Annotated in this window: 19 protein-coding genes and 1 pseudogene; 4 read left to right on the top strand and 16 right to left on the bottom strand. The window is 38.3% G+C overall.

The genetic code is table 11. From position 1 onward, the window contains the following. Window positions 1–582 precede the first annotated feature (582 nt). The 3 genes from DFO72_RS28140 to DFO72_RS30530 form a co-directional block, all read right to left on the bottom strand. Window positions 583–1,095: a GNAT family N-acetyltransferase gene (locus DFO72_RS28140; RefSeq protein WP_113885834.1), complete on the bottom strand. Its 513-nt coding sequence runs from the start codon at window positions 1,093–1,095 to the stop codon at window positions 583–585. 662 nt (window positions 1,096–1,757) lie between these two features. After that, window positions 1,758–2,096: an MmcQ/YjbR family DNA-binding protein gene (locus tag DFO72_RS28135; RefSeq protein ID WP_113885833.1), complete on the bottom strand. Its 339-nt coding sequence runs from the start codon at window positions 2,094–2,096 to the stop codon at window positions 1,758–1,760. Between the two features lie 535 nt (window positions 2,097–2,631). Further along, entirely contained in the window at window positions 2,632–2,760 is a 129-nt protein-coding gene (locus DFO72_RS30530) for a hypothetical protein (protein WP_258549853.1), read from the bottom strand. Between the two features lie 370 nt (window positions 2,761–3,130). Here DFO72_RS30530 and DFO72_RS28130 point away from each other — a divergent pair, with 370 nt between their 5' ends. Next, the gene (locus DFO72_RS28130) at window positions 3,131–4,417 is read left to right on the top strand and encodes an MFS transporter (protein ID WP_166672572.1); all 1,287 of its coding nucleotides are present in this window, start codon (window positions 3,131–3,133) and stop codon (window positions 4,415–4,417) included. A 687-nt stretch (window positions 4,418–5,104) separates the two neighbouring features. Here the strand turns inward: DFO72_RS28130 and DFO72_RS30830 are convergent. Next, window positions 5,105–5,257 (bottom strand): helix-turn-helix domain-containing protein, encoded by a 153-nt coding sequence (locus DFO72_RS30830; protein WP_395858224.1) that lies wholly within the window; start codon window positions 5,255–5,257, stop codon window positions 5,105–5,107. A 415-nt stretch (window positions 5,258–5,672) separates the two neighbouring features. Here DFO72_RS30830 and DFO72_RS28115 point away from each other — a divergent pair, with 415 nt between their 5' ends. Then, the gene (locus DFO72_RS28115; protein WP_166672571.1) at window positions 5,673–5,909 is read left to right on the top strand and encodes a phage holin; all 237 of its coding nucleotides are present in this window, start codon (window positions 5,673–5,675) and stop codon (window positions 5,907–5,909) included. A gap of 402 nt (window positions 5,910–6,311) precedes the next feature. Here DFO72_RS28115 and DFO72_RS28110 read toward each other — a convergent pair. Next, window positions 6,312–6,470 (bottom strand): annotated as a pseudogene (locus DFO72_RS28110) (Tn3 family transposase); the annotation flags it as partial. A gap of 202 nt (window positions 6,471–6,672) precedes the next feature. Here DFO72_RS28110 and DFO72_RS28105 point away from each other — a divergent pair. Then, window positions 6,673–8,091: a PLP-dependent aminotransferase family protein gene (locus DFO72_RS28105; RefSeq protein WP_113885828.1), complete on the top strand. Its 1,419-nt coding sequence runs from the start codon at window positions 6,673–6,675 to the stop codon at window positions 8,089–8,091. A 116-nt stretch (window positions 8,092–8,207) separates the two neighbouring features. After that, entirely contained in the window at window positions 8,208–8,822 is a 615-nt protein-coding gene (locus tag DFO72_RS28100) for a thioredoxin family protein (protein ID WP_113885827.1), read from the top strand. 285 nt (window positions 8,823–9,107) lie between these two features. Here the strand turns inward: DFO72_RS28100 and DFO72_RS29740 are convergent, their stop codons facing one another. From DFO72_RS29740 to DFO72_RS28050, 11 genes are all read right to left on the bottom strand, one after another. Then, a complete protein-coding gene (locus DFO72_RS29740) occupies window positions 9,108–9,266 on the bottom strand; it encodes an ATP-binding protein (RefSeq protein WP_258549852.1) in 159 nt (52 codons plus the stop codon). 252 nt (window positions 9,267–9,518) lie between these two features. Continuing rightward, window positions 9,519–10,427, bottom strand: coding sequence for an alpha/beta hydrolase (locus DFO72_RS28095; RefSeq protein ID WP_134177327.1), 909 nt, complete (start codon window positions 10,425–10,427; stop codon window positions 9,519–9,521). Then, the gene (locus DFO72_RS28090; protein ID WP_166672569.1) at window positions 10,408–11,766 is read right to left on the bottom strand and encodes an MmgE/PrpD family protein; all 1,359 of its coding nucleotides are present in this window, start codon (window positions 11,764–11,766) and stop codon (window positions 10,408–10,410) included. The genes DFO72_RS28095 and DFO72_RS28090 overlap by 20 nt, the downstream gene beginning before the upstream one ends. Window positions 11,767–11,793: 27 nt before the next feature. After that, window positions 11,794–12,720 carry a glycine betaine ABC transporter substrate-binding protein gene (locus tag DFO72_RS28085; protein ID WP_243856304.1) on the bottom strand — a complete coding sequence of 309 codons (927 nt, stop codon included), beginning with the start codon at window positions 12,718–12,720 and terminating at the stop codon, window positions 11,794–11,796. Between the two features lie 26 nt (window positions 12,721–12,746). Next, on the bottom strand, window positions 12,747–13,484 hold the full coding sequence (locus tag DFO72_RS28080; protein WP_113885813.1) for an ABC transporter permease: 738 nt from the start codon (window positions 13,482–13,484) through the stop codon (window positions 12,747–12,749). Window positions 13,485–13,495: 11 nt separating this feature from the next. Next, window positions 13,496–14,494: an ABC transporter ATP-binding protein gene (locus DFO72_RS28075; protein ID WP_113885812.1), complete on the bottom strand. Its 999-nt coding sequence runs from the start codon at window positions 14,492–14,494 to the stop codon at window positions 13,496–13,498. 57 nt (window positions 14,495–14,551) lie between these two features. Beyond that, the gene (locus DFO72_RS28070; protein WP_279587090.1) at window positions 14,552–15,190 is read right to left on the bottom strand and encodes an ABC transporter permease; all 639 of its coding nucleotides are present in this window, start codon (window positions 15,188–15,190) and stop codon (window positions 14,552–14,554) included. A 186-nt stretch (window positions 15,191–15,376) separates the two neighbouring features. Then, a complete protein-coding gene (locus DFO72_RS28065) occupies window positions 15,377–16,744 on the bottom strand; it encodes a sigma-54-dependent transcriptional regulator (protein WP_113885811.1) in 1,368 nt (455 codons plus the stop codon). Window positions 16,745–16,748: 4 nt separating this feature from the next. Further along, window positions 16,749–18,848 carry a sensor histidine kinase gene (locus tag DFO72_RS28060; protein ID WP_113885810.1) on the bottom strand — a complete coding sequence of 700 codons (2,100 nt, stop codon included), beginning with the start codon at window positions 18,846–18,848 and terminating at the stop codon, window positions 16,749–16,751. Window positions 18,849–18,994: 146 nt separating this feature from the next. Next, window positions 18,995–19,837 (bottom strand): nitrilase-related carbon-nitrogen hydrolase, encoded by an 843-nt coding sequence (locus DFO72_RS28055; protein ID WP_166672568.1) that lies wholly within the window; start codon window positions 19,835–19,837, stop codon window positions 18,995–18,997. Window positions 19,838–19,875: 38 nt separating this feature from the next. After that, window positions 19,876–20,773, bottom strand: an 898-nt coding sequence (locus tag DFO72_RS28050) for a (Fe-S)-binding protein (protein WP_134177325.1), incomplete at its 5' end; no start/stop codon positions are given.

Here is a 20,773-nt window from a genome sequence, read left to right as displayed (position 1 = left end):
CAGCCTGCAAGAGAGCCTAACAGAGTATTTAATGGATTTGCACCCTTATCATTCCCACCTAAGTTTTTTGGTTCGTCTACAAAAAATGTATGAGCACCTGCCGCCTTCACCTCAGTTGTTACCTTTTGAGATGTGGACTCGATATTGAATTTCACTAATGCCATGATTAATTCCTCCTCTAAAATGTTTTTATAACTTATACTTAGGAGTATACTTGGAATACTCTAAAAAAAATGTTAGGTACCTTACATATTTAACGAATAATAAAATGAAGCAAAGCAAAGTAGAATTTCTCTGCAACTAGTAGTATGGTCTCCTGGATTCGGAAGAATGTATTATTAATGTGAAAAAGTTATGGAATTTCTATTTAATTTTTTTACTCATCCAGGCTTACTATATTTTTTTCATTTGGCTAGGAGGTATGCCAAATACCTCCAGAGCAAGCAGGCTGAGGAGGTATAAATTTAACCCATTAATTTCTTTAAATAACCGTAAACGTGAACTTTTACTTTGGCAGGAAGGATTCCATTCAGTCGAAACTTCCGCCTTTCTGTAATGATTCTTTATAAATAACAACGAAATTTATTCTTCTACAGGATTTTTAGGCTCTTTAAGTTCTAATTGATAAAAAGCTAAGTCAAGCCATCTATTGAATTTAAAACCCGCCTTTTTTATGGTACCTGAATGAACAAAGCCAAAGTTTTTATGCATGGAAATGCTTTTTTCATTTGCGGCATCAATCCCAGCAATTAAAGTCATGTACTCCCTCTCCTTCGCATTTGCGAATATATCTTTCAGTAAAGATGTCCCAATTCCTTTTTTTCTGTACTCCTTATCTACATATACAGAATGCTCAATTGAATATTTATAAGCTGGCCATGCTCTAAAAGGACCAAATGTCGCAAATCCAACGACTTTATTATCTTGTTCATATACTAATATTGGATACCCCTCCTCCTTCTTTTGGTCATACCAAAATTGTCTGCTTTCAAGCGTTTGGGGTTTATATGCGTATACAGCAGTTGTATTGAGAATGGCATCATTATAGATATTTAAAATGTCCATTAAATCATTTTGAGTTGCTTCTCTTATCATTTTTTCTTCCTTCCTCATTAATGTATTTACCTCCATTTATTGTAGAACTTTTTAATATTACTGATAGCTACGTTGAAGATAGAAATAAGTTGAAAAGCCCCTCTCTAATGAGAAGGGCAGCGTATGAAGATAAGTATACCAGTTGAACTCCCTTTACCTAAGCTTATTCGTATAATTCTAATTAAAAAAACTTTAGATGTCCCAATTGCTTGGCCAAAGGGGCAATAAGCCGATTATAAATTGATACGATTTGTTAGTATGACGGGCAGACAGCTTTTACCATGACTCGGGCGGCAGGCCGACGAAGAGAGAGTACGATCGCAATATTTGTTTACATCATTATGAGCGAGGTATTGTCATCAATGTCCTGAACAGTCTGCGAGCCGCGCCAAAATGCAAGGCTGGGAACACTTATTCTGTTCAGGGAATAAAGAAATCAGAAACTCATCATCAACACCTAAGAGGCTGACAAGTTGTCCTGTTTGTTAACCCCATTGAAAAAATCGAAGTCCAGTGCATTGGACATAACCTTGTATCGTGAAAATGAAGAAATCCCGGTTAAGCATATCTGCGCCTTCCTGCCTTGAGATAAGGGAACGCCGATTTCGTCATGAAATATTGAGGAAACACATTTGTATGATAGATATCCAACAATTGTAAAACTAAATAGACTCCCGGATTCTCTTAGGAAGGCCTTTGACAACCAAATCGTAAGATTGGTCAATCATTGCAAAGATGTCCGACTCCGGCAAAGAACCCTCGAGAATAATCGTATTCCAATGCTGTTTGTTCATATGGTACCCCGGTAGGACGTCCTCATGTTTCTCTCTCAAGTATTCCGCATACACAGGATCGCATTTTAGGATTAAGTACCCTTTTTCCTTATAAAAAAGAGCGAAAATTTTATTTCCAATTTTTATCGCGATTGGATCGGGTCCCACGGGATAATCCTTAATCGCTCCTTTTTTGCTTAGAGAGTATTCGATGAAATTATTTTTCAACCTAACTAATCTCCTTCGTAAATGACATCGTAAATCCTCGCTGTTAATCTATACCATTGAGGCATCTTCAATTTTTCATATTAAAACGAACGTTATCAATCTTCAAACAGAATCCGTTAATTAAGCGTAAGGTGTCGATTCTACCGGCAGCCAGGGTTGAGTTTTTCCTCCAAATAACATTGGCTAAGTCATTGGATTTTAGCTGTGACAGGAAGCTAATGTATGGTCACCGGTAAATTGATTTATCTCAATACCAGATCTTTTCTGATTTGTTTGATTAAAGTCTGGCAGCTTGTTTTTAAGATTGCAGTTTTCTACAGTGTTGTTGTTCGCATCAGCTAGCCATGTCGTATCGGGGACAGGTGATTATACAGGACGATTTAATCCACGACGGCGGAAATGCCGCATTCCGAAAGATATAGGCTTCTTCATGGTGTTACATTCGACATAGTCATATTTCTGAGAGTCTAAATCATATCAGTATTGTTCCGGTATGAAATCGTCTTTGGGGAACGCTCCATCATAGCGTCCTGATTCATCCGGCCCACCTATAATCGGCAAAATCATCTGCTGTCTGCCCTCTTGTTGCAATGGTCACATCGTGGCCATTCCCAAGTAATACATGACTTAAAATACTATTCCTCTTAAAAACGAGTATATTCATCCATATTCTTCATTAACATTTGTACTTATTGAGAGAATATTCTCCTACCATCCAGGACAATAGAAAAGAAAACTGACTGATAAACTCAATGGTATTTGGACAAATGTCATCTTCATTATATAGTTCTGTCATTTACATCAATCTTAAAAATAAAATGGCGAACTGTAAGCTGCATTACAGAACTCTGTTCTTTTTAGAATTATAATATGCCTATCATTCGATATTGGAGGTGCCAGAACGATAGCAACCTAAAATATAACCGAACAGCTGGAAGCTGCAGATTTTAAAATAAAAGTGGATCTGATGGAAACCACTATACATGTTAACATGAATATTGCCAATATAAAGTATCAGAAAGAAGATGAAACCGATGAACCTTCGAACCTTGTGTATTCGGACTCGTGAAGGGAATGTTCGAAACAGTGAAGCAAACTCACACCATCAGGGAATACCTGCGAAGGCGGGCAACTGGCTTCCGATCGCCGCCCTCTTTATTGCATCTCTGAATCTAAGGCCTACAATTAGTTCAATTTCGCCCATGCTAGAGGTCATTCGAAAAGATCTGGACATGAATGCATTTACCGCCAGTTTATTAACCTCTATTCCAGTTCTTTGCATGGGCTTTCTTTCACCACTATCCATTCGATTCGGCAAACATATTGGCTTTGAACGAGGAATTGCCTGTTCACTGGTTTTGATAACAGGAGGCACGCTTTTGCGTATGGTCGCTCATTCCACTCCCATGATGCTTCTTACCGCCGTTTTGACAGGTATTGGCATAGCTGTGATGGGACCACTTTTATCCGGATATATCAAAAAGCACTTTTTTCGCAACATTCCAATTATGATCGCCTTATACTCTATGGCCTTATCGTTGGGGGCCGCTTTGGGCGCCAGCTTGTCCGCTCCTATTCAAATGAAATTACACTCATGGCAAACAGCGCTTGCTTTTTGGGCGTTGCTCGCGGTCACAGCTGTTCCAGTGTGGTATGCAGTAATTAAACAGCAAGTCTATTCTCCAATCGCTGAGGCTCCGGAACCGTCTCAAACGTCGGCGTTGCCGTGGGGAAATAAAAAAGCATGGCTGTTAACCATCCACTTTGGACTTATGGCTTTGGTTTTTTATTCCCTGATGGGATGGCTTCCCCCCATGATGGAAAGTGCGGGATACTCAAGCTTTTACGCGGGTATGTTACTAACGATGTTTGCCTTGGTTCAAATACCGAGCGGACTGGTGGTTCATATGCTGCTAAAACGCTTCCCTTCCCGCCTGGTCTGGCTTCTTTCAGCCTCATTTCTACAGCTGATCGGGCTGATCTTAATTTTTTTCGCTACACTTCCTTGGTTGGCGGCTCTATTATGCGGGTTTGGATGCGGAATGCTATTTACTCTAGGGTCCATGCTACCGATAGACGAAGCGGCAAATCCCCATGAGGCGGCATCCTGGGCAGCTATGACACAATCTGTCGGGTATATGATCGGGGCAATCGGACCGGTCTTTGTCGGTTGGGTTAATGATACTACAAATAAATTTGGCTTTGCGATAGCGGTATTAATTCTTATCACTTTGATATTGGCGGTGGTTCAATGGCTGATAGTTCCTCGAAAAGAAAAATCGGCAGTAGAAACCTCAGCGAGAACCATGAATCGCATTTGATAATAAAAAATTGGGAGTTGAGTCTATGAAATTTTCTCCCACGTTCTACTTGGGTCAGCGGCTATTTGCTGCTTCTCAAATTGGTACAGGCAGGCCATGAAGTTTTGGGTTGTTCTCATGAACTCAGGTGCAAAGGCGATTGTGGTTGATGTATTTGTTCAAATGGCATTATGTTCTGCACTTTTTCTACATTCATACCGGTGTGGTTATTCATCAGTTAAATTCATAAAGCAATTGGAATTGCACGGATCGGCCAATAGAGTTGGCTTTGATGGTGGCATAGCCCGCCCGCGAGGCGGGAGCCTAATTCATCAGCACCGGAAGTACTGCCGACCGTTTGACGGCGCTCGACTTCGGTGCTCAGGAGTTCGTCGACCTTCGACAATGACTCACTGGAAGACCTCGTCAGCGCATCTGGCTTGCTCCGGGGGAATGATATTGACCATCGCAGGCCTCGACGATGCCGTCGATGCTTTTAACCCGACAATCGGATTATGGGGAAGACGATTATCCACATTTCTTCCGTAAGGACTGAGGGATAGTGATCGTGCCTCAATTGTCAACCGCGAGGCCCGGTCATTTCGTCTTCTGCCATAGGAACCAAATGGAAGTTTAAGACATTTGTTCTTGTAGTAAACACAAAGACCACCGGAATCCGGTGGTCTTTCAATATCAATGTGTAGAATATCAAGGAATATTTTCTTCAATTATTGTAACATCAAGTCGAACTGATAGCCGTGGTACCTTAACAACCCCCTCCTTGGCAAGTTCGCTCATCACTCCACTGACCGCTTCGCGAATAGCACCGAGCATATTGGCTATCTCTTTAAGAGACAACACAGATTTACAGTAAGATGCTCGAATTAAAGATGAGCTCTGTTAAATACAAAAGGATGTTGGTGATATAGGAATTAATCTAAAAGCAAACAAGGGCATGATAGCGTTTGTGACGATGTAAACCATCTAGATGGTAACAAAGGAAATAATGGTGAATATAATTTAGAATGGGTGACTTATAAAGAAAATAAGCAACACGCTTCTAAAATAACCTTTTGAAATTCAGAGAAGATGAGGAGCGGCTTTATTATAAAATAATGAGGTTGATTAAATTTAAAAACATCACGTTCCTTATTGTAAAAATTTTGGAATAAAAACATTAGCGAAAAAAATAGAATTTCATATTAACTAGTTAGCTATATAGAAAATGATAGAACGAGAATCAACGATCAAAATATGGAAAAGGAGTCGATTTAAATTGAAGGACCTGGTTTCACAAGTTGTAGGTTTTTTAACGGCTATTATGTTGTTTCTCGGCACTTTAAATATAAAATTTAGTTGGCTAACGGAGGAAAGCATAAGCTCATTTGGATTAGTACTCACAGCTGGTACTGCTTTATCAATCACATTATATACGATATATAAAAATCACTACTGCTTTACTGAAAAAGCTAAAAAGCAAAAAGATTGCTTGGAACGGGAAGGTTTAAAATAAGGTTCCCTTTTGGCAGATTAGGGATTGGAAACAATCATGTTGCAAACTATAATATGTATTTGCCGGCGACTACGTGTAAAATGATAATTATATATGCCCTTCTCAACTGGTACCCAAATAGTGGAGATATTAGGAACCGGAGCTGCTTCCATCTGAAAATAGACCCCTCTTTTCTTTTTAGTTATTTTATTCTCTTTATTTTCATGACATGGAACCTCGTCACACATGAATCGTTTTTGTCTCCTTGTATAATTGTGAGATGAATATATTGAAGGATTTTTGGTTCTATTTATTCTATAGTTTGTACAGAATAGGGATAAAAGTATTCTGTTTTAAATTGGAAAAGAAGCTTTCAATGTAGGCATTATCCAATGGATTGGCTGGGCGGGACATGCTTAATCGAGCCGTCTTTGTGTAAGTCTCCTCAATATTTAATTCCGTTTCATGATGAAGCAACCCATCGATGACTTGTAAAGTTTCTCTTACATTGGTGTTTATAGATTTTGTATAAAAGAGGAGAATTGATCACTAGTAACGATAACTTGTTGAGCTTTTCCCAGTAAGGGCCTAAAAGAGAACAAGGGGATGAAGTATTAAGAAGATTATGAATGGAAACAATGATTTTGATAAGCTTAATAGTTTATATTTAGGTAAGTTATTTAAACTAGTTAGAATTTCGTTAACATATCAAAAACTTTTATATAATAAAATATACGCTTAGAAATTGAAAAGTTAAAAAAATATTACCTGCGAGTGATAATAGATGCTTGAAATTTTAATAAAAGATGAAAAAAATACACCCATTTATCTTACCCTCTATCGACATATTCGTGAAGCCATCCGAAATGGAGAGATACCTGATGGTATGCGCCTGCCTTCTATAAGATCATTACAAATGCAACTGAATATCAGTAAAACACCTATTGAAACAGCGTTTCAAATGTTAACCGCTGAAGGATACGTGATTAGCAAGCCACGATCGGGTTTTTACGCAATAAATCCACAAGTTGCTTTGCCTACCAAAAAATATGAACTCTATGCTGATCAAGAAATTAAAGGCATTAACTATCCGCATGTTGAATCTAAACCGACAATTGATTTTAATCCTTCTGCTGTCGACCCACATTGTTTCCCTATTCGAACCTGGAATAAGATGTTGAAAGAAGCTCTTGAAAATTTTTCAATGGATATTGGAAAATATGGTGATTTACAGGGGGAATTTAAACTACGCGCAGCACTAGCGGATTACTTATTTAAAGCGAGAGGTGTTCATTGTACTCCTGAACAAATCATAATTGGCAGTGGAATAGCGGATAGTATCCAAATAATTTGCCATCTGTTTAATGATAATTCCTGGATAGCATTTGAAGAACCAGGATATAACTTAGTACGTAAACAATTTGTAATGAATGGTTTTGAAGTATTACCTATCCAAGTAGGCGAAAAAGGAATTTCAGTTAATGATGTAGAAGGTAGGTCCGCAAAACTAGCTTATATCACTCCTTCACACCAGTTTCCCACAGGATGTATTATGCCTTTTTCCGAAAGGGAACATTTTTTAAAGTGGGCAATTAATAAAGATGCATTTATTATTGAAGACGATTATGACGGAGAATTTAGGTATATTGGAAAGCCTATCCCTTCTCTACAAAGTTTAGATAGATATGACAGAGTGATATATATTGGCACTTTCTCCAAGGTATTTACACCAGCTTTACGCATGAATTACTTGGTATTGCCACAAAAGTTAATGAAAAGATTGAAGGAAAATTCCTATGAATTCACATCCGCCCCTTCTCGAATTACCCAATGGGCAATGATTTCTTTTATAGAGCACGGACATTGGTATCGGCATATCCGAAGAGTACGTAAATTATATCGTAAAAAACATCATAAATTAATTGAGCTTATTCAGAAAAATTTTCACAACCATATAAAAATTACTGGTCAAAATGCCGGCCTCCACATCCAAATCACGGTTAACACGAAGGAATCCACAGAGACCCTGATAAAATCAGCTGCTGAAGAAGGAATAATTGTCTATGATTTTAAAAACATGTGGATGACGATAAGAACTGAACCTTTACCAAGATTGTATTTAGGGTTTGCGGGCGTGAGTGAGAAAGACATGGAAATTGGAATAGAGTTATTAAAGAAGGCTTGGTTACCCTATCTTCAGTAACCCTTATGCAAATCTGACTTTTTATACAGAACTAAACTGACCATTTATAAAAGGTCAGTTTAGTTCTATTATTGAAATGTGATAAATGATAGTTTTTTGAAAGGATGAACATAATAATGAATGAAACCTTAAATTTAAAACATAAATTTGGGCATGGAATAACTCCTCAACAGTTTATGGAAACTATGGAAACTAGAGTAATGGAACAAAGCAAAATCTTAAATACAAAGGACCAATTTTTGTACATCTATGAAAATTTTTCATTGGAAAAAAATACGGATAACTCGTTCTTTAATTCTTTTCGTAATAATCAAGATCTTTATTGCTTAATTCTTTGTACCGATTGGTGCCCAGATGTTATTTGGAATGTCCCAGTTCTTTTTCGCGTTATGGAAAAATGCAACATTCCTACAGAAGTATTATTAATGGAAGAACACTTGGAAACTATGGACCATTTTTTGACTGATGGAGTACGTAACCAACCGATTGCTGTTATCCTTGATAAAAATGGGAATGTATTAGGTAGGTGGGGAGCTCGACCTGCCTATATTCAAGCTGTTATGGATAAATTTAAAAGCTCCAATCCTGACAAGGGAGCTCCTGATTATAAAGAGAAAATAGGAAAAGTATATGGAGAAATAGGTGAGTTGTACCATTTGGGAACTCACTATCAGAAAGTTATACTACAGGAATTAACTGTACTTTTTTCCTCTATAAAAGACTTTGGATAAAGTGATACAATTGTTAAAGAAAGAAGGACAATACGGTACGAACTAAATGTACTAAGTCCATATCAATGGGACATATCGAACATATGAAAAGCATTATGAATATTGTTAAATAGTTCATAGATATGGAATAATCTAACCAAATGATTCCTTATAATCCATGTACTACAACGAAAATTAACGAACATACGGAGTTCTGAAACAAGTTAAGCTAGTGTAATGGAGATATTTGCTTACTTTATTAATGAAGATGATGTTTCTAAACATTTACCTTTCAAAATAGCCGATTTAAACTTCCACAGAAGGACTTTTCAATCCTTCTGTGTCTTCATTTGCTTTTCTTTTAAGCCTATAACTATTACCCTTTAGAATGAATACACCCGCATGGTACAAAAGACGGTATAAAATAGCTGTTGCTATAAAAGGATTTTCCGCCATTTCTCCCACCTCTCCAAACCAGTATATTCAAACCGCTTTAGTATCTTCTAGAAATTCCTTGATACAGATTACGAGCATCTTGAAAATCAAAGTTATTGTATCCTATCCACCTATTATCAAAACTTAACTGTTTCCCAAACGATTGAAAATTAAGTTAAAACAACAAAAAATCGAGTATTAAACCTATCCGATTATATACTCGATTTGATATTCTGTTACTATTTATTAGCAACTATATATAAACTTCCTTTGACGACTAAATCAACTAATTTTCACTAGCTTTTCATAATGTAGACACTTCCCAAAAAATTGTTTTAGCTGTCCAATTAAGTCCTGGAATACCGAATGTTCATGATACATAAAATCGTTATGTTTTCCATTAATGATGAATAGCTGTTTCGGATCTGTTGCTGCATCGTAAAAACGAAGTGATTCTTCCACTGGATGAAGCAGGTTGTCTTTTCCATGTCCTATAAATAATGGACATTCAATATCTTTTGCTATTTTATCAGCGTCTAGTTCAATAATAGATTCAGTAAATTGCAAATGAGTTTGTTTACCGAATGGTGATAACGGTGCAAGTTCTTTTTGTACATAATCATTTGTAGCAGGATCTAACGGATAATGAATAAATGGATCCTCATATTTTGAACTTCCAGATGTAACTCGAAGAATACGGTCTGCTTCGATCATGTTTTTGATTTCCATCCATTCGACATAGGAATGGATGGACTTCAGCCATCTTTCTCCATTGTAAAAACCGTTAAGAGCAGCTACTGCTTTTACACGTTTATCTGCTGCTGCGACTCGGACAACGTTCGAAGCACCCATGCCCCATCCTATTAATCCGATGTTTTCAGGATCTACTTCTTCCTGGGTTTGTAAAAATGTGATCGCATTTCTTACATCTTGTACTTGCTCATCCAAAATTACTCTTCCTTGCTGTCCTTCGCTTCTTGCAAAACCTCGATAATCAAATCCCAGGCATACATACCCCAGTTCAGTCAGGTTGCGTGCAAATAATCTAGGGTAAAATTCATTAAAGCCCTGATATCCAGAATTAGGAATGATGGCCGGCCTTTTCTCACCTTCCTGATAATCATCTGGCAGATAAATAGTTCCATCCAGTTTATACCCTTCACTATAAAAGCTAATTTGACGTTCTTGCATGATAAATCCCTCCATATTTTTTATTTATGAATAACAATGAAGTTAACTCATGGATGCTCGAAAGGTTTTCAATTTCTTGTATACATTGGTATAGATCATCACAAATTTTATGTCCCACAATTGGCTCTACTAGATTATAAAACTTATTCCTTTTTTCAATAGATGATAGTGGAAAATCATAATCTCCCTTTGCCTGATGGACACTTGATGAAAAGATATGGCCCCTGCTATCTTCAATTTCTATTCTGCTAAGAGCTTTTTTAGGAAATTGCTGATCTAATACATCACTAATATAGATTTCAATCCTGTCCATTGTATTTAAAATTTCAGGATTATCTAATTCGTTTAATACTTGATCTGGCCCAACTTCTCCTGTAACCAAATAGGCTGCAAACGGGAAAGTGAGATTATATTGAGCTTCTTCCGTGTTCCTTGGATGCTGTCTGCTTAGGGAGGCTGCTTCTGTAAAAGTATACATTTTAACTTTATTAACTTCTGATTTCGTTATAGTATGCTTCAGCATTAATTCCCTCAAAGCTTCTATTCCCGGCTGTGCCCATCTGCAGCATGCATAAGGCTTATAATAAAGCTCCTCTACCCGATATACCTTTCCCAATTCCTGCAAATAAGGCTCCGCCTCCACTGTTTCAAAAAGTGAAGGAATACCAGTAAACCCCTCCTTCGCAAGATAGGCAGCACTTATTCCTGTCATGCTTCCCCATCCAATCCCATCTTTGAGCATAGAAGGGTGTTCGATGCAGCGCATCATTGGGGAATAAGTTGATTGGTATTCGGCAATACCCAGTGCATGGCATATTTCATTTCCTGTTAACCCCATGATCCGCCCTGGTCCTGCTGCAGCTCCGATGGCTCCCCAGGAGCCTGTACAATGGTATTCAGGACGGAGCTGATGTGCAAGAATTCCTGCCCTTATTGCGATTTCATAGCTTATCAGCAGTGCTGTCATGAATTCTTCACCGGAAATATTGTACTCCTCTGCGGCTGCAAGAACAGCTGGAAAAACAATTGCACCCGGATGGCCTTTTACAAGGCGATGACCGTCATCCATGTCTAGCGCATTCGCAGCTGTAGCATTGACTAATGCAGCTCCGGATGCACTCATTTTTTCAGGAGCTGAAAGCACAGAACTTCTTCCGGTTCCCCACTGGCTGTCCGCAAATTTTTTCACCATTTCAAATGCAGCAGTCTGTGTCCCTGCAAGTGTGCAGGCAATAATGTCAGCAAGAGCTTCTTTTAAGGCTTGTTTGCTATTTGCATGAACGGAGCTAAATGATTCGGCCCTCAAATATTCCTCAAGCTTTCCAGAGAAATCAGCCAATGAAATCACTTCCTATATAGTGGGTTTTTATTTCACTAACCCCTGCTCTTCCAGCCAGCTGCGGCTTACTTCCGTGATATCCTTATGTTCCACATCAACCGAGTAATTTAAAGACATCATCGTTTCATTATCCAGAAGGCCGGCTAATTTGTTCATCAGTTCAGAAATCTCAGGAGATTTTTCAGCAACTTCCTGTCTCACAACAGGAACCCCATTATATGCCGGGAAAAATTGCTGATCATCTTCTAGAATTACAAGATCGAAGCCCTTAATGCGGCCATCTGTAGCAAAGCCCACGGATACATCAACTTGCCCATCCTTTAATGCGTTATATAGTAATCCAGAATCCATTTTCACAACATTTTTGGAAGGGAATTTAAATCCGTAAAGTTTCTGTAAGCCTTTCACTCCATCTTCTCGAGCATAAAATTCAGCATTCGAAGCAAACTTTAATTTATCAGGATTATCATTTACCATTTTGGCTAGATCCGAAATAGTTTTTACACCCATTTTTTCTGCAGTATCTTTCTTCATCAAGATCGCATAGGTATTATTGAAATTCGCTTTATTTAACCAGGTGATTCCGTGTTCCTTATCATTTTCTTTAACTTTTTCATATGCTTCTTCCGGATCTGTTTCTACTTCCTGTTTTTGATAAACGACTAATCCAGTGCCAGTATATTCCCAATAAATATCAATTTGCCCATTTTCCAAAGCAGACCGGACAACAGCACTTCCCATATTGCTTGCTTCCTCTACATCAAAACCGTTTTCTTTTAAATAAATTGACGTGATTTTAGACAGAATCTGCTGCTCAGTAAAATCTTTACCGCCTACTGCCACTTTTCCCTTTGAATCACCTCCACCGTCTTCACTGTTTGCTGACGAACTTCCACAAGCCGATAGGGTTGCCGCCACAATAATTGCCAGAAATAAATAGACCAATCTTTTCACAGAATTTCCTCCCTTAACTCTCATCGTTATGCTGCTTCCAGTGTTCTTTGAAGCCCTCGCGGAACGATTATCTTTTCTAACTTCCCCAATAAAACATCAAGAAGGACGGCTAATAATATGACTGGAACCGCTCCTGAAAGCATTATTCCTGTATCATATAATGAAATTCCCGTAAATATCAGATCTCCTAAACCTCCGCCTCCGATTAAAAATGCTAAAGCACCTGTTCCCACATTAATAACAACAGAGGTACGGATACCAGCCATGATGGCATACAAGGCATTTGGTAATTCAAGCTTAAAAAAGATTTGCTTGGATGTCATGCCCATCCCTTTTCCAGCATCTATGATTTGCGGATTTACATTCTCAATCCCTGCAACCGTATTTCTCAGGATAGGCAAAAGAGAATTGAACCATAATGCAAAAATGGCTGTTTGCCAGCCTAATCCAAAGTAGCTCATGACTAAAGCCAATATAGCCAGACTCGGAACCGTTTGACCTATATTCGCAAAATTTAATACGATCCAATCAAGCTTCTTGAATTTCGGCCTGGTTATTAAGATTCCAAGTGGTATTGCGGTCGCAATCGCAAGAGCTGCGGATATTCCTACCAGTTTAAGGTGCTGGCCAGTTAAATACAGAAGGTCCTTAGGGTTGTCGATGATAAATTGAAATGCCCCACTAAAGTATGCCCAGCCTAAAATGGAGATTACGACTACGTATAAACCTGCCTTCACTATTTTTTCGGTCTTTTTCCCAGACATACTGTCACCCCTTACCTTACAATTGATATATCTTTTGGGTGCACTTCTGTGAATAAATTAAAATCAGACACACACAGTACACCTAGCTTCTTGTTATGATCATCTACCACACAGATTTCTCCGTTTGGAGCTGACAATAATTGTGACAAAGCTGTTTTCAGGTTCTCATTTACTGAAATCACCTGTCCATGCCATTCGCTGTTCAATCGGCTTTTTCTAAACCTGTCACTTAGGACCATTAAATCTCTTACTTTTAACAAAGTTAACCTTTTCAGGGCTCTATCATCTCCAACGAAATCACGAACAAAGTCGTTCTTCGGATTAGACAGAATTTCATCAGGCGTGCCAATTTGCATTAATTTCCCGGTATCAAAGATGGCTACTTTGTCGCCCAATTTAATTGCCTCATCTATATCATGGCTGACAAATAGAATCGTTTTCTTCATTTCCTTCTGAATCCGCAAAAATTCATTCTGTAAACGGTCACGAATGACAGGATCAAGTGCTCCAAAAGGTTCATCCATCAGCATAACAGGGGGATCAGCAGCTAATGCCCTGGCAATCCCAATTCGCTGCTGCTGGCCGCCCGATAATTCATAAGGGTAACGCTTTTGAAACTGCCCCGGGTCTAAACCCATCATTTCCATTAGCTCACTGTAACGATTTTTCATTCGATTTTGATCCCATCCCAGCATCTTGGGAACAACATTAATATTGTCTTCAATCGTCATGTTTGGAAACAGCCCATTGTGCTGGATTACATATCCAATGGACCTTCGAAGTTTGATGATATCCATGGAATTGATGTTTTTCCCTTCAACCTCGATACTTCCGCTTGTAATAGGAATTAAACGATTCACCATCCTGAGCAGCGTTGTTTTTCCACATCCTGAAGGACCAAGAAATACACAGATTTCTCCTGGTTCAACATGAAAGTTTATGTTATTGACGGCTGTTACCTTTTTGTCACCGCTTTCATAAATCTTCGTTACATTCTGAAATTCAATCATTTTACTTCACCTTCTTTCATAAATCTCACAGTCTATTATGCTTTTAAGATTTGATACTTACACAGACGAAAATCTTTTCTGAAGTTTCCCTAACAAAACATCAATTGAAATAGCTAAAATAGAAACTGATATTGCCCCTACCTGAATCATGACTGCATAACTTGTTGATATACCTCGAGCTATATAACCGCCCAGGCCTCCTGCTCCAATGTAAGCCGCTATTGCGCCGATTCCAATCGTCAATACGATCGCCGTCCGCACACCAGCCATTATGACAGGAAATGCCAGAGGAAGCTCCACCTTTAATAGTCTCTGAAAGGTTGTCATTCCCATTCCGATTGCTGCATCTCTTACATTCGGATCCACATTTTTTATCGCAATATATGTGTTTCGAATTATAGGCAGCTGTGAATACAAGATTAAAGCAACTATTGCTGGCAAAAATCCTATTCCCTGATTAATTAGCGAGAAAATAGGGATCATAATCCCAAACAATGCAATACTAGGTATAGTCATTATAATTCCTGCCACTGCCAGAACGAGACTTGCTAAACTCTCTTTCTGTGAAATATAAATCCCAAAAGGAACACCTGTAATGATTGCGATGCCTACTGCAAGCCCCACTAATTCGATATGCTCCAGGGTCATCTCTAAAATCTCCGGCCAGTTCGCTTGGACAAATTCTAAAATCTCCAAATTCTCCCCCCTTAAATATTTTACTTATATATCTAGCAAGTTCTGTGCCAACTTAAGTTCCTCTATTTCATTGAATTTTCTAAATAATTTGTAAAGATATCCTCCTATTGTGTAAAAAAATATTTACACAATTCATCTGTGCCGCAAAAAGGCTGCTAACAATATCTGCTAGCAGCCCAAGCGAAGTCATATAGTCTCCAAAAAATACTTGTTCATTTTATATAAAAGGCTTTGTCTGGAAATCCCAAGCTTTCTTGCCGCTTTTGCTGGCTGTCCAAGTGATTCATCAAGTGCCTTCAAAATATATTTTTTCTCGATTTCGTCCATAATTTCCGGTAATGAAGCACTATCTTCTATTTTAATCATATCATTGGGATTTTCATTTTTGATTTCGCGAATCTCCCTTGGAAAATCTTCGATTGTAATCAAATCCCCTTCACATAATACAACCGCACGTTCAATTGCATTTTCAAGCTCACGGACATTTCCCGGCCATCCGTAATTCATTAAATGGCCCATTAATTCCCTGGTTGTTTTATAATCTTTTTGGTGCTTGCTCCGATACTTTTCAAGAAAATTTTCTACTAAAAGGGGAATATCCTCTCTTCGCTCCTTAAGGGATGGAATATATATATCCACTATGTTTAATCGATAATATAAGTCTTCCCTGAAGCTCCCCTGTTCTACCAGTTTCTTTAGATCGCGATTTGTAGCACAAATAATTCGGATGTCGACCTTGCTTAATTTATCGCTTCCGATACGCATGAAGGTTTTATCTTGTGTTACCTGCAGGAGTTTAGCTTGAAAAGACGGTGAAATTTCACCAATTTCATCTAAAAAAATCGTTCCGCCATTTGCAGCTTCAAATTTCCCTTTTCGGCTCGATACCGCTCCAGTAAATGAGCCTTTTTCATGGCCAAATAGCTCACTTTCCAGCAATTGTTCAGGAATCGCTGCACAATTTATGGGAATAAAGGGTGCATGTTTCCTTTCACTCAGCTTATGGATCATTTTTGCGATCTTTGTTTTCCCTGTTCCGCTCTCACCTTGAATGAGGATGTTTGCTTCTGTTGCTGAAACCCTCTCTACCAGCCTAAGAATATTTTTCATGGGACTGCTATTAGCTACGAGTTCTCCATGAACTTCAGTATGAAGAAGCTGTTCTTTCAATTTTTTATTTTCTTCTTTTACACCCAAAAACTCAAAAGCCTTTTCAATTGTAACGATCAGTTCATTTAATTTTACAGGCTTGACCATATAATCAAATGCTCCCGCCTTCATGGCAGATACAGCATTATCGATATTCCCAAAAGCAGTCATCATGATATAGATCTTGTTAGGATATAGTCCGGTAAATTCCTGTAAAAGTTCTAAACCCGAGGCATCCGGCAGCTTCAAGTCCAAAAAAACGAGATCGGCATTAGTATCTGCGATTTTATTTCGGGCCTCTTGTCCGTTTGCTGCTGTATACACGTTGTACCCTTGCTTGGATAATGAAGATTTTAGGATTTTCAATATTTTCGATTCATCATCAACTAGTAAAATATTTTTCATTCTTCTAAGCCCACCTTTCTTCATTAAACTTTGGCAATTGAACGCGTAATACGGTACCGCTTATATCTGAATTTGCCTGAATGGTCCCGCCAAGTTGGGTTGTGATTTCATAAGCTATTGATAATCCTAATCCAGTGCCTTCTTTCTTCGTTGTAAAGAACGGATTAAATATCCACTTGATTTCACTTTCAGGAATGCCTAAACCATTATCTTTTATTTCAACTAACCAATCCGAATCATTATCCAATATACGAACAGTTAATTGGCCTCCCTTATCCATAGCGTGAAGACTATTAATGATAATATTTAAAAACACTTGACTTAGTTTCCCTGCGGTTGCCAGCACAAATGCTTCTTCAGCAGTAAAAAATTTTGAAACCGTTATATTCTGCTCAGCAAAATTGTTTTTCAGAAGTCCTAATAATTCATCCAATACAGCAGCTAAGTCTACTTTTTCCAGCTCATCTTCAGATTCTCCCCTGGATAAATTCAGGAAATCAGTTAACAATTGATTTAATCGATCCGTTGTTTCTAATATATCTTCTGTCATTTCCTGAATAAAGGAAGGATCTTGCGTGTCCAGCTGGATTGCTTCCGCAGCTGCTTGAATAATGCTTAAAGGGTTTTTAATTTCATGGGCAATGCCTGCAGTCATCTGTCCAAGGGAAGCCAGCTTTTCACTTTGCTTTAAATATTCCTCCATTTTCTTCATATCACTTACATCTCTTAGAATAAGGATAGATCCAAGAATATTCTGGTCTTCCCCGCTAAATAAAGAAGAATATATACGGACATCATGCTTTCTGCCGTCCTTATCATATATGTAGCTTTCCTGTTCATTAATTTCTTTTCCTTCTTTTATGGTTCTCCATGACAGGAAATCAGCTTCATTCTTTTTCAGGGGAAGATCAATAATATACTTGCCAATGGCCTCAGTTCTGGAAAATCCCGATAATTCCTCCGCCCCTTTATTAAAGGTAACAATCCTTCCATCCTTGTTAATCGTAATGATTCCATATGGTATCGATTCTAATATATAGAACAAATGTCTTTCTTTATTTTTTAATTCTAATGCCATGCTTGCCATCGTTTTTGTAAGGTTTTCAAGTTCATCACCCGTATGGAGAAGCTCAAAGTCAGTTCTTTTCCCATCTGAATATTCCTTTGCCTGATTCGTTAAATTCGTTATCGGCTTTATGAATCGAAATGCTCCGAACAATGTCAATAAATAAGTAAGAAACACGACAATAATAAATCCTTTAAACAAAAGCACCTGTACCTGTCTTGCAGGCTCCATTGCCTGATCGACAGATTCACAAATAATAAGACCCAATCCACCTAATGTAATCGGCCTATAGGAAGCGAGCATAAATTCTTTAAACAATAACCCTTCCCATATACCGATTCGATAGTTGCTGAGCATTTGACCAAGTTCATGATCTTTGAGCGTCTCACCAATTAACTGTTCTTTAGTATGTGCAATGATTGTTTGATTTCGATCTATTAAAATATTTTGTCCCTTTGAACCTATCTTTCCCTCTGAAAGATACTCTGAGAGGATATTAAGGTTAACATAAGCAAGTATGGCACCCTGATACTGTCCCCCATCATCAAGGACTGGAAAAGCGATCCCGATTGTTTTCCGGCCATCATCGAGGGTAAGCAGATTTGATATGTAAAACGTCTTGGCCCATTTTAATCTCTCTAAAATCTTATTAACGTCTTCCGGAGCAGACTTTTTTACATTTGGTATCGTGGTAATTGAGTTACCCGATTCATCCAAGACGTCAATAAATAGATATAGAGGATTTTCAGAAACGAGCCTCTCCATTTCATTCTGGTAAAAATATGTATTCTCTTTAGAATTACTAAGAACGAACTCAGAAATAACACGGATATCGTTGATCATTTTGTCAAACATAAAACTTGTTTTCGTGCTGATGGTCTTTGACAATAATTCATTTCTGTATTCAATTTCCGAACGCACAGAATCATTTAATACATTCATGGTCACAAAATAAATGGAGGCCAGTGAACCAAAGACGACAATAAAGGTCATAAATACATACCTTTTTGTGATCCTGGATTGCAATAATTTTTTCAAAAAAATTTCCCCTGTCAAAGTTGCCCTGAGATTGATTATTTAGAAAATTCTTATGGATACTATTATAGTAAAATAAAAGAAACAAAAACACCCTTGCTATAAGTATTGGTTATTGATCCATTACTTTGCATGCAAGGGTTCTAATTTCAAACGAAATCCTGATCCGCAATCTCTGTAAAATGTTTTAATGTAATATGAACATCTTCATCTCTCATTATAGGTAATAGCTTCCGTACTTCTTTTACCGCATTATAATCAATTTCACATATTTGAACAGCTGGATCTCCGTAAGGGCAGTGTAAAATGACTTCACCGTATGGATTAATCACTTTTGAATTTCCATAAAACATAATGCCGTTCTCATTCCCTACGCGGTTTACCAATGCTACATAGCACCCATAAACGCTTGCGTAAAACTGGCCTACCCTCTCCCAGCCTGCAGAACTGGAATAGTCACTGCCGAGGCCTCCTTCCGGACTATTAATTAAAGCAATCAATAGAGAAGTGTGGTGGTGTGCAGCAATATGGGGCAATGACGGATGCCATACATCATTGCAGATCAGCATGCTGGAAATAAAAGAACCTACTTGATCCAAGTTTACTTTTTTTCCTTTTGCAAAGTATTTTGCTTCTTCAAAGACACCGTAATTAGTTGGGTAGATTTTTCTTTGAATAGAGGTAATCTTTCCATTTTGAATCATCATTGCTGAATTATAAATTAGCTCGCCCTTCCCCTTTTCAACAAAACCGAATACAACATTTACACCTGTAGCTGCAGAAGCCTCGCAAATTCGCAATATTTCCTTTGAATCTGTTGTCAGCGCTACATCAAATACCCGATCTTTGAGATCATATCCTGTTAAAGATAACTCCGGGAAAACGAGTAAGTCTGCTTTCCCGGTATTCTCATGCATTATTTCCAGCATGTGCGCTAAATTGGCTTGAATATTTCCAAAAAGAGGAGCAACTTGGGCTATTCCTATTTTCATAATCGTTCTCCTTTTCCATAGGAAGGTACAGACAGTCTTTAAGAAATTCCGCAAGCCTCTGCCAGTATGTCTACTAGATGGACTCCCTGCACTTGGCCGCTGCATCCCGCCCGTTCGATTCCAAGACGCATCTGCAAAAGGCATCCTGGGTTGGTTGTGACAACGGTTGCCGCTTTCGTTTCTTTTAAAATCTCCATTTTTTCATCAAGGATTTTCATGGACTCCTCAAAATGGAGAAGATTATATATACCGCCTGAGGCACAGCATTTATCACTGCCTGGAAGCTCTACAAAATCAGCGCCTGGTACAGATTTCAATAATTTCCTAGGCTGCTCATGCACACTTTGGACATTCCTTAGATGGCATGAATCCTGATATGTGATCACACCGTTCCATTGCTTTATAAAAGGAAGAGGACCAAATTCCACCAGGACTTCACTAATATCCCTGGAGGCACGGGAGAATCTTTCTGCCCGTTCAGCCCATTCTTCATCATGTTTCATAAAATCTTTATATTCCTTAAGAAGAGCTCCGCAGCCACCGGCATTATTAATATAGTACTGGCATTCCGATTCCTCAAAAGCGGAAATATTTTGCTTTGCCAGCTCCTTTGCACCTTCAATCATTCCTTGATGGGCGTGAAGAGCACCACAGCAATTTTGCAATTTCGGAATAATTACTTCACAGCCGGCTACTGTTAGGAGCTCGATTGACAATCTATTTGTTCTGTTGAGCAAGGCATCCGAAATACAGCCTGTAAAAAATGCAACCCGTGCTTTTTTGGAGCCCTTGGCGGGAATGATGGTTCCTAATTTGTTTCTCTTTAATGGAGATTCTACAAGCGGCAGCACGTTTTCAATTTGAGCCAGCGGTTCTGAAATCTTGTGCAATAACTTTGTTTTTTTCACCATTTTTCTAATTCCGGACTTTTGATAA

The sequence above is a fragment of the Cytobacillus oceanisediminis genome, from assembly GCF_004366035.1.
Lineage (GTDB): Bacteria > Bacillota > Bacilli > Bacillales > Cytobacillaceae > Cytobacillus > Cytobacillus oceanisediminis_C.
This window is presented reverse-complemented; position numbering and strand designations above follow the sequence as displayed.

Bases quoted from the DNA above. Each gene is read 5' to 3' on its own strand.
- DFO72_RS28130 (WP_166672572.1), top strand. From the start codon at position 3,131: ATGAACCTTCGAACCTTGTGTATTCGGACTCGTGAAGGGAATGTTCGA.
- DFO72_RS30530 (WP_258549853.1), bottom strand. From the start codon at position 2,760: ATGAATATACTCGTTTTTAAGAGGAATAGTATTTTAAGTCATGTATTA.
- DFO72_RS28105 (WP_113885828.1), top strand. From the start codon at position 6,673: ATGCTTGAAATTTTAATAAAAGATGAAAAAAATACACCCATTTATCTT.
- DFO72_RS28055 (WP_166672568.1), bottom strand. From the start codon at position 19,837: ATGAAAATAGGAATAGCCCAAGTTGCTCCTCTTTTTGGAAATATTCAA.
- DFO72_RS28075 (WP_113885812.1), bottom strand. From the start codon at position 14,494: ATGATTGAATTTCAGAATGTAACGAAGATTTATGAAAGCGGTGACAAA.
- DFO72_RS28140 (WP_113885834.1), bottom strand. From the start codon at position 1,095: ATGATAAGAGAAGCAACTCAAAATGATTTAATGGACATTTTAAATATC.
- DFO72_RS28100 (WP_113885827.1), top strand. From the start codon at position 8,208: ATGAATGAAACCTTAAATTTAAAACATAAATTTGGGCATGGAATAACT.
- DFO72_RS28080 (WP_113885813.1), bottom strand. From the start codon at position 13,484: ATGTCTGGGAAAAAGACCGAAAAAATAGTGAAGGCAGGTTTATACGTA.
- DFO72_RS28095 (WP_134177327.1), bottom strand. From the start codon at position 10,427: ATGCAAGAACGTCAAATTAGCTTTTATAGTGAAGGGTATAAACTGGAT.
- DFO72_RS28065 (WP_113885811.1), bottom strand. From the start codon at position 16,744: ATGAAAAATATTTTACTAGTTGATGATGAATCGAAAATATTGAAAATC.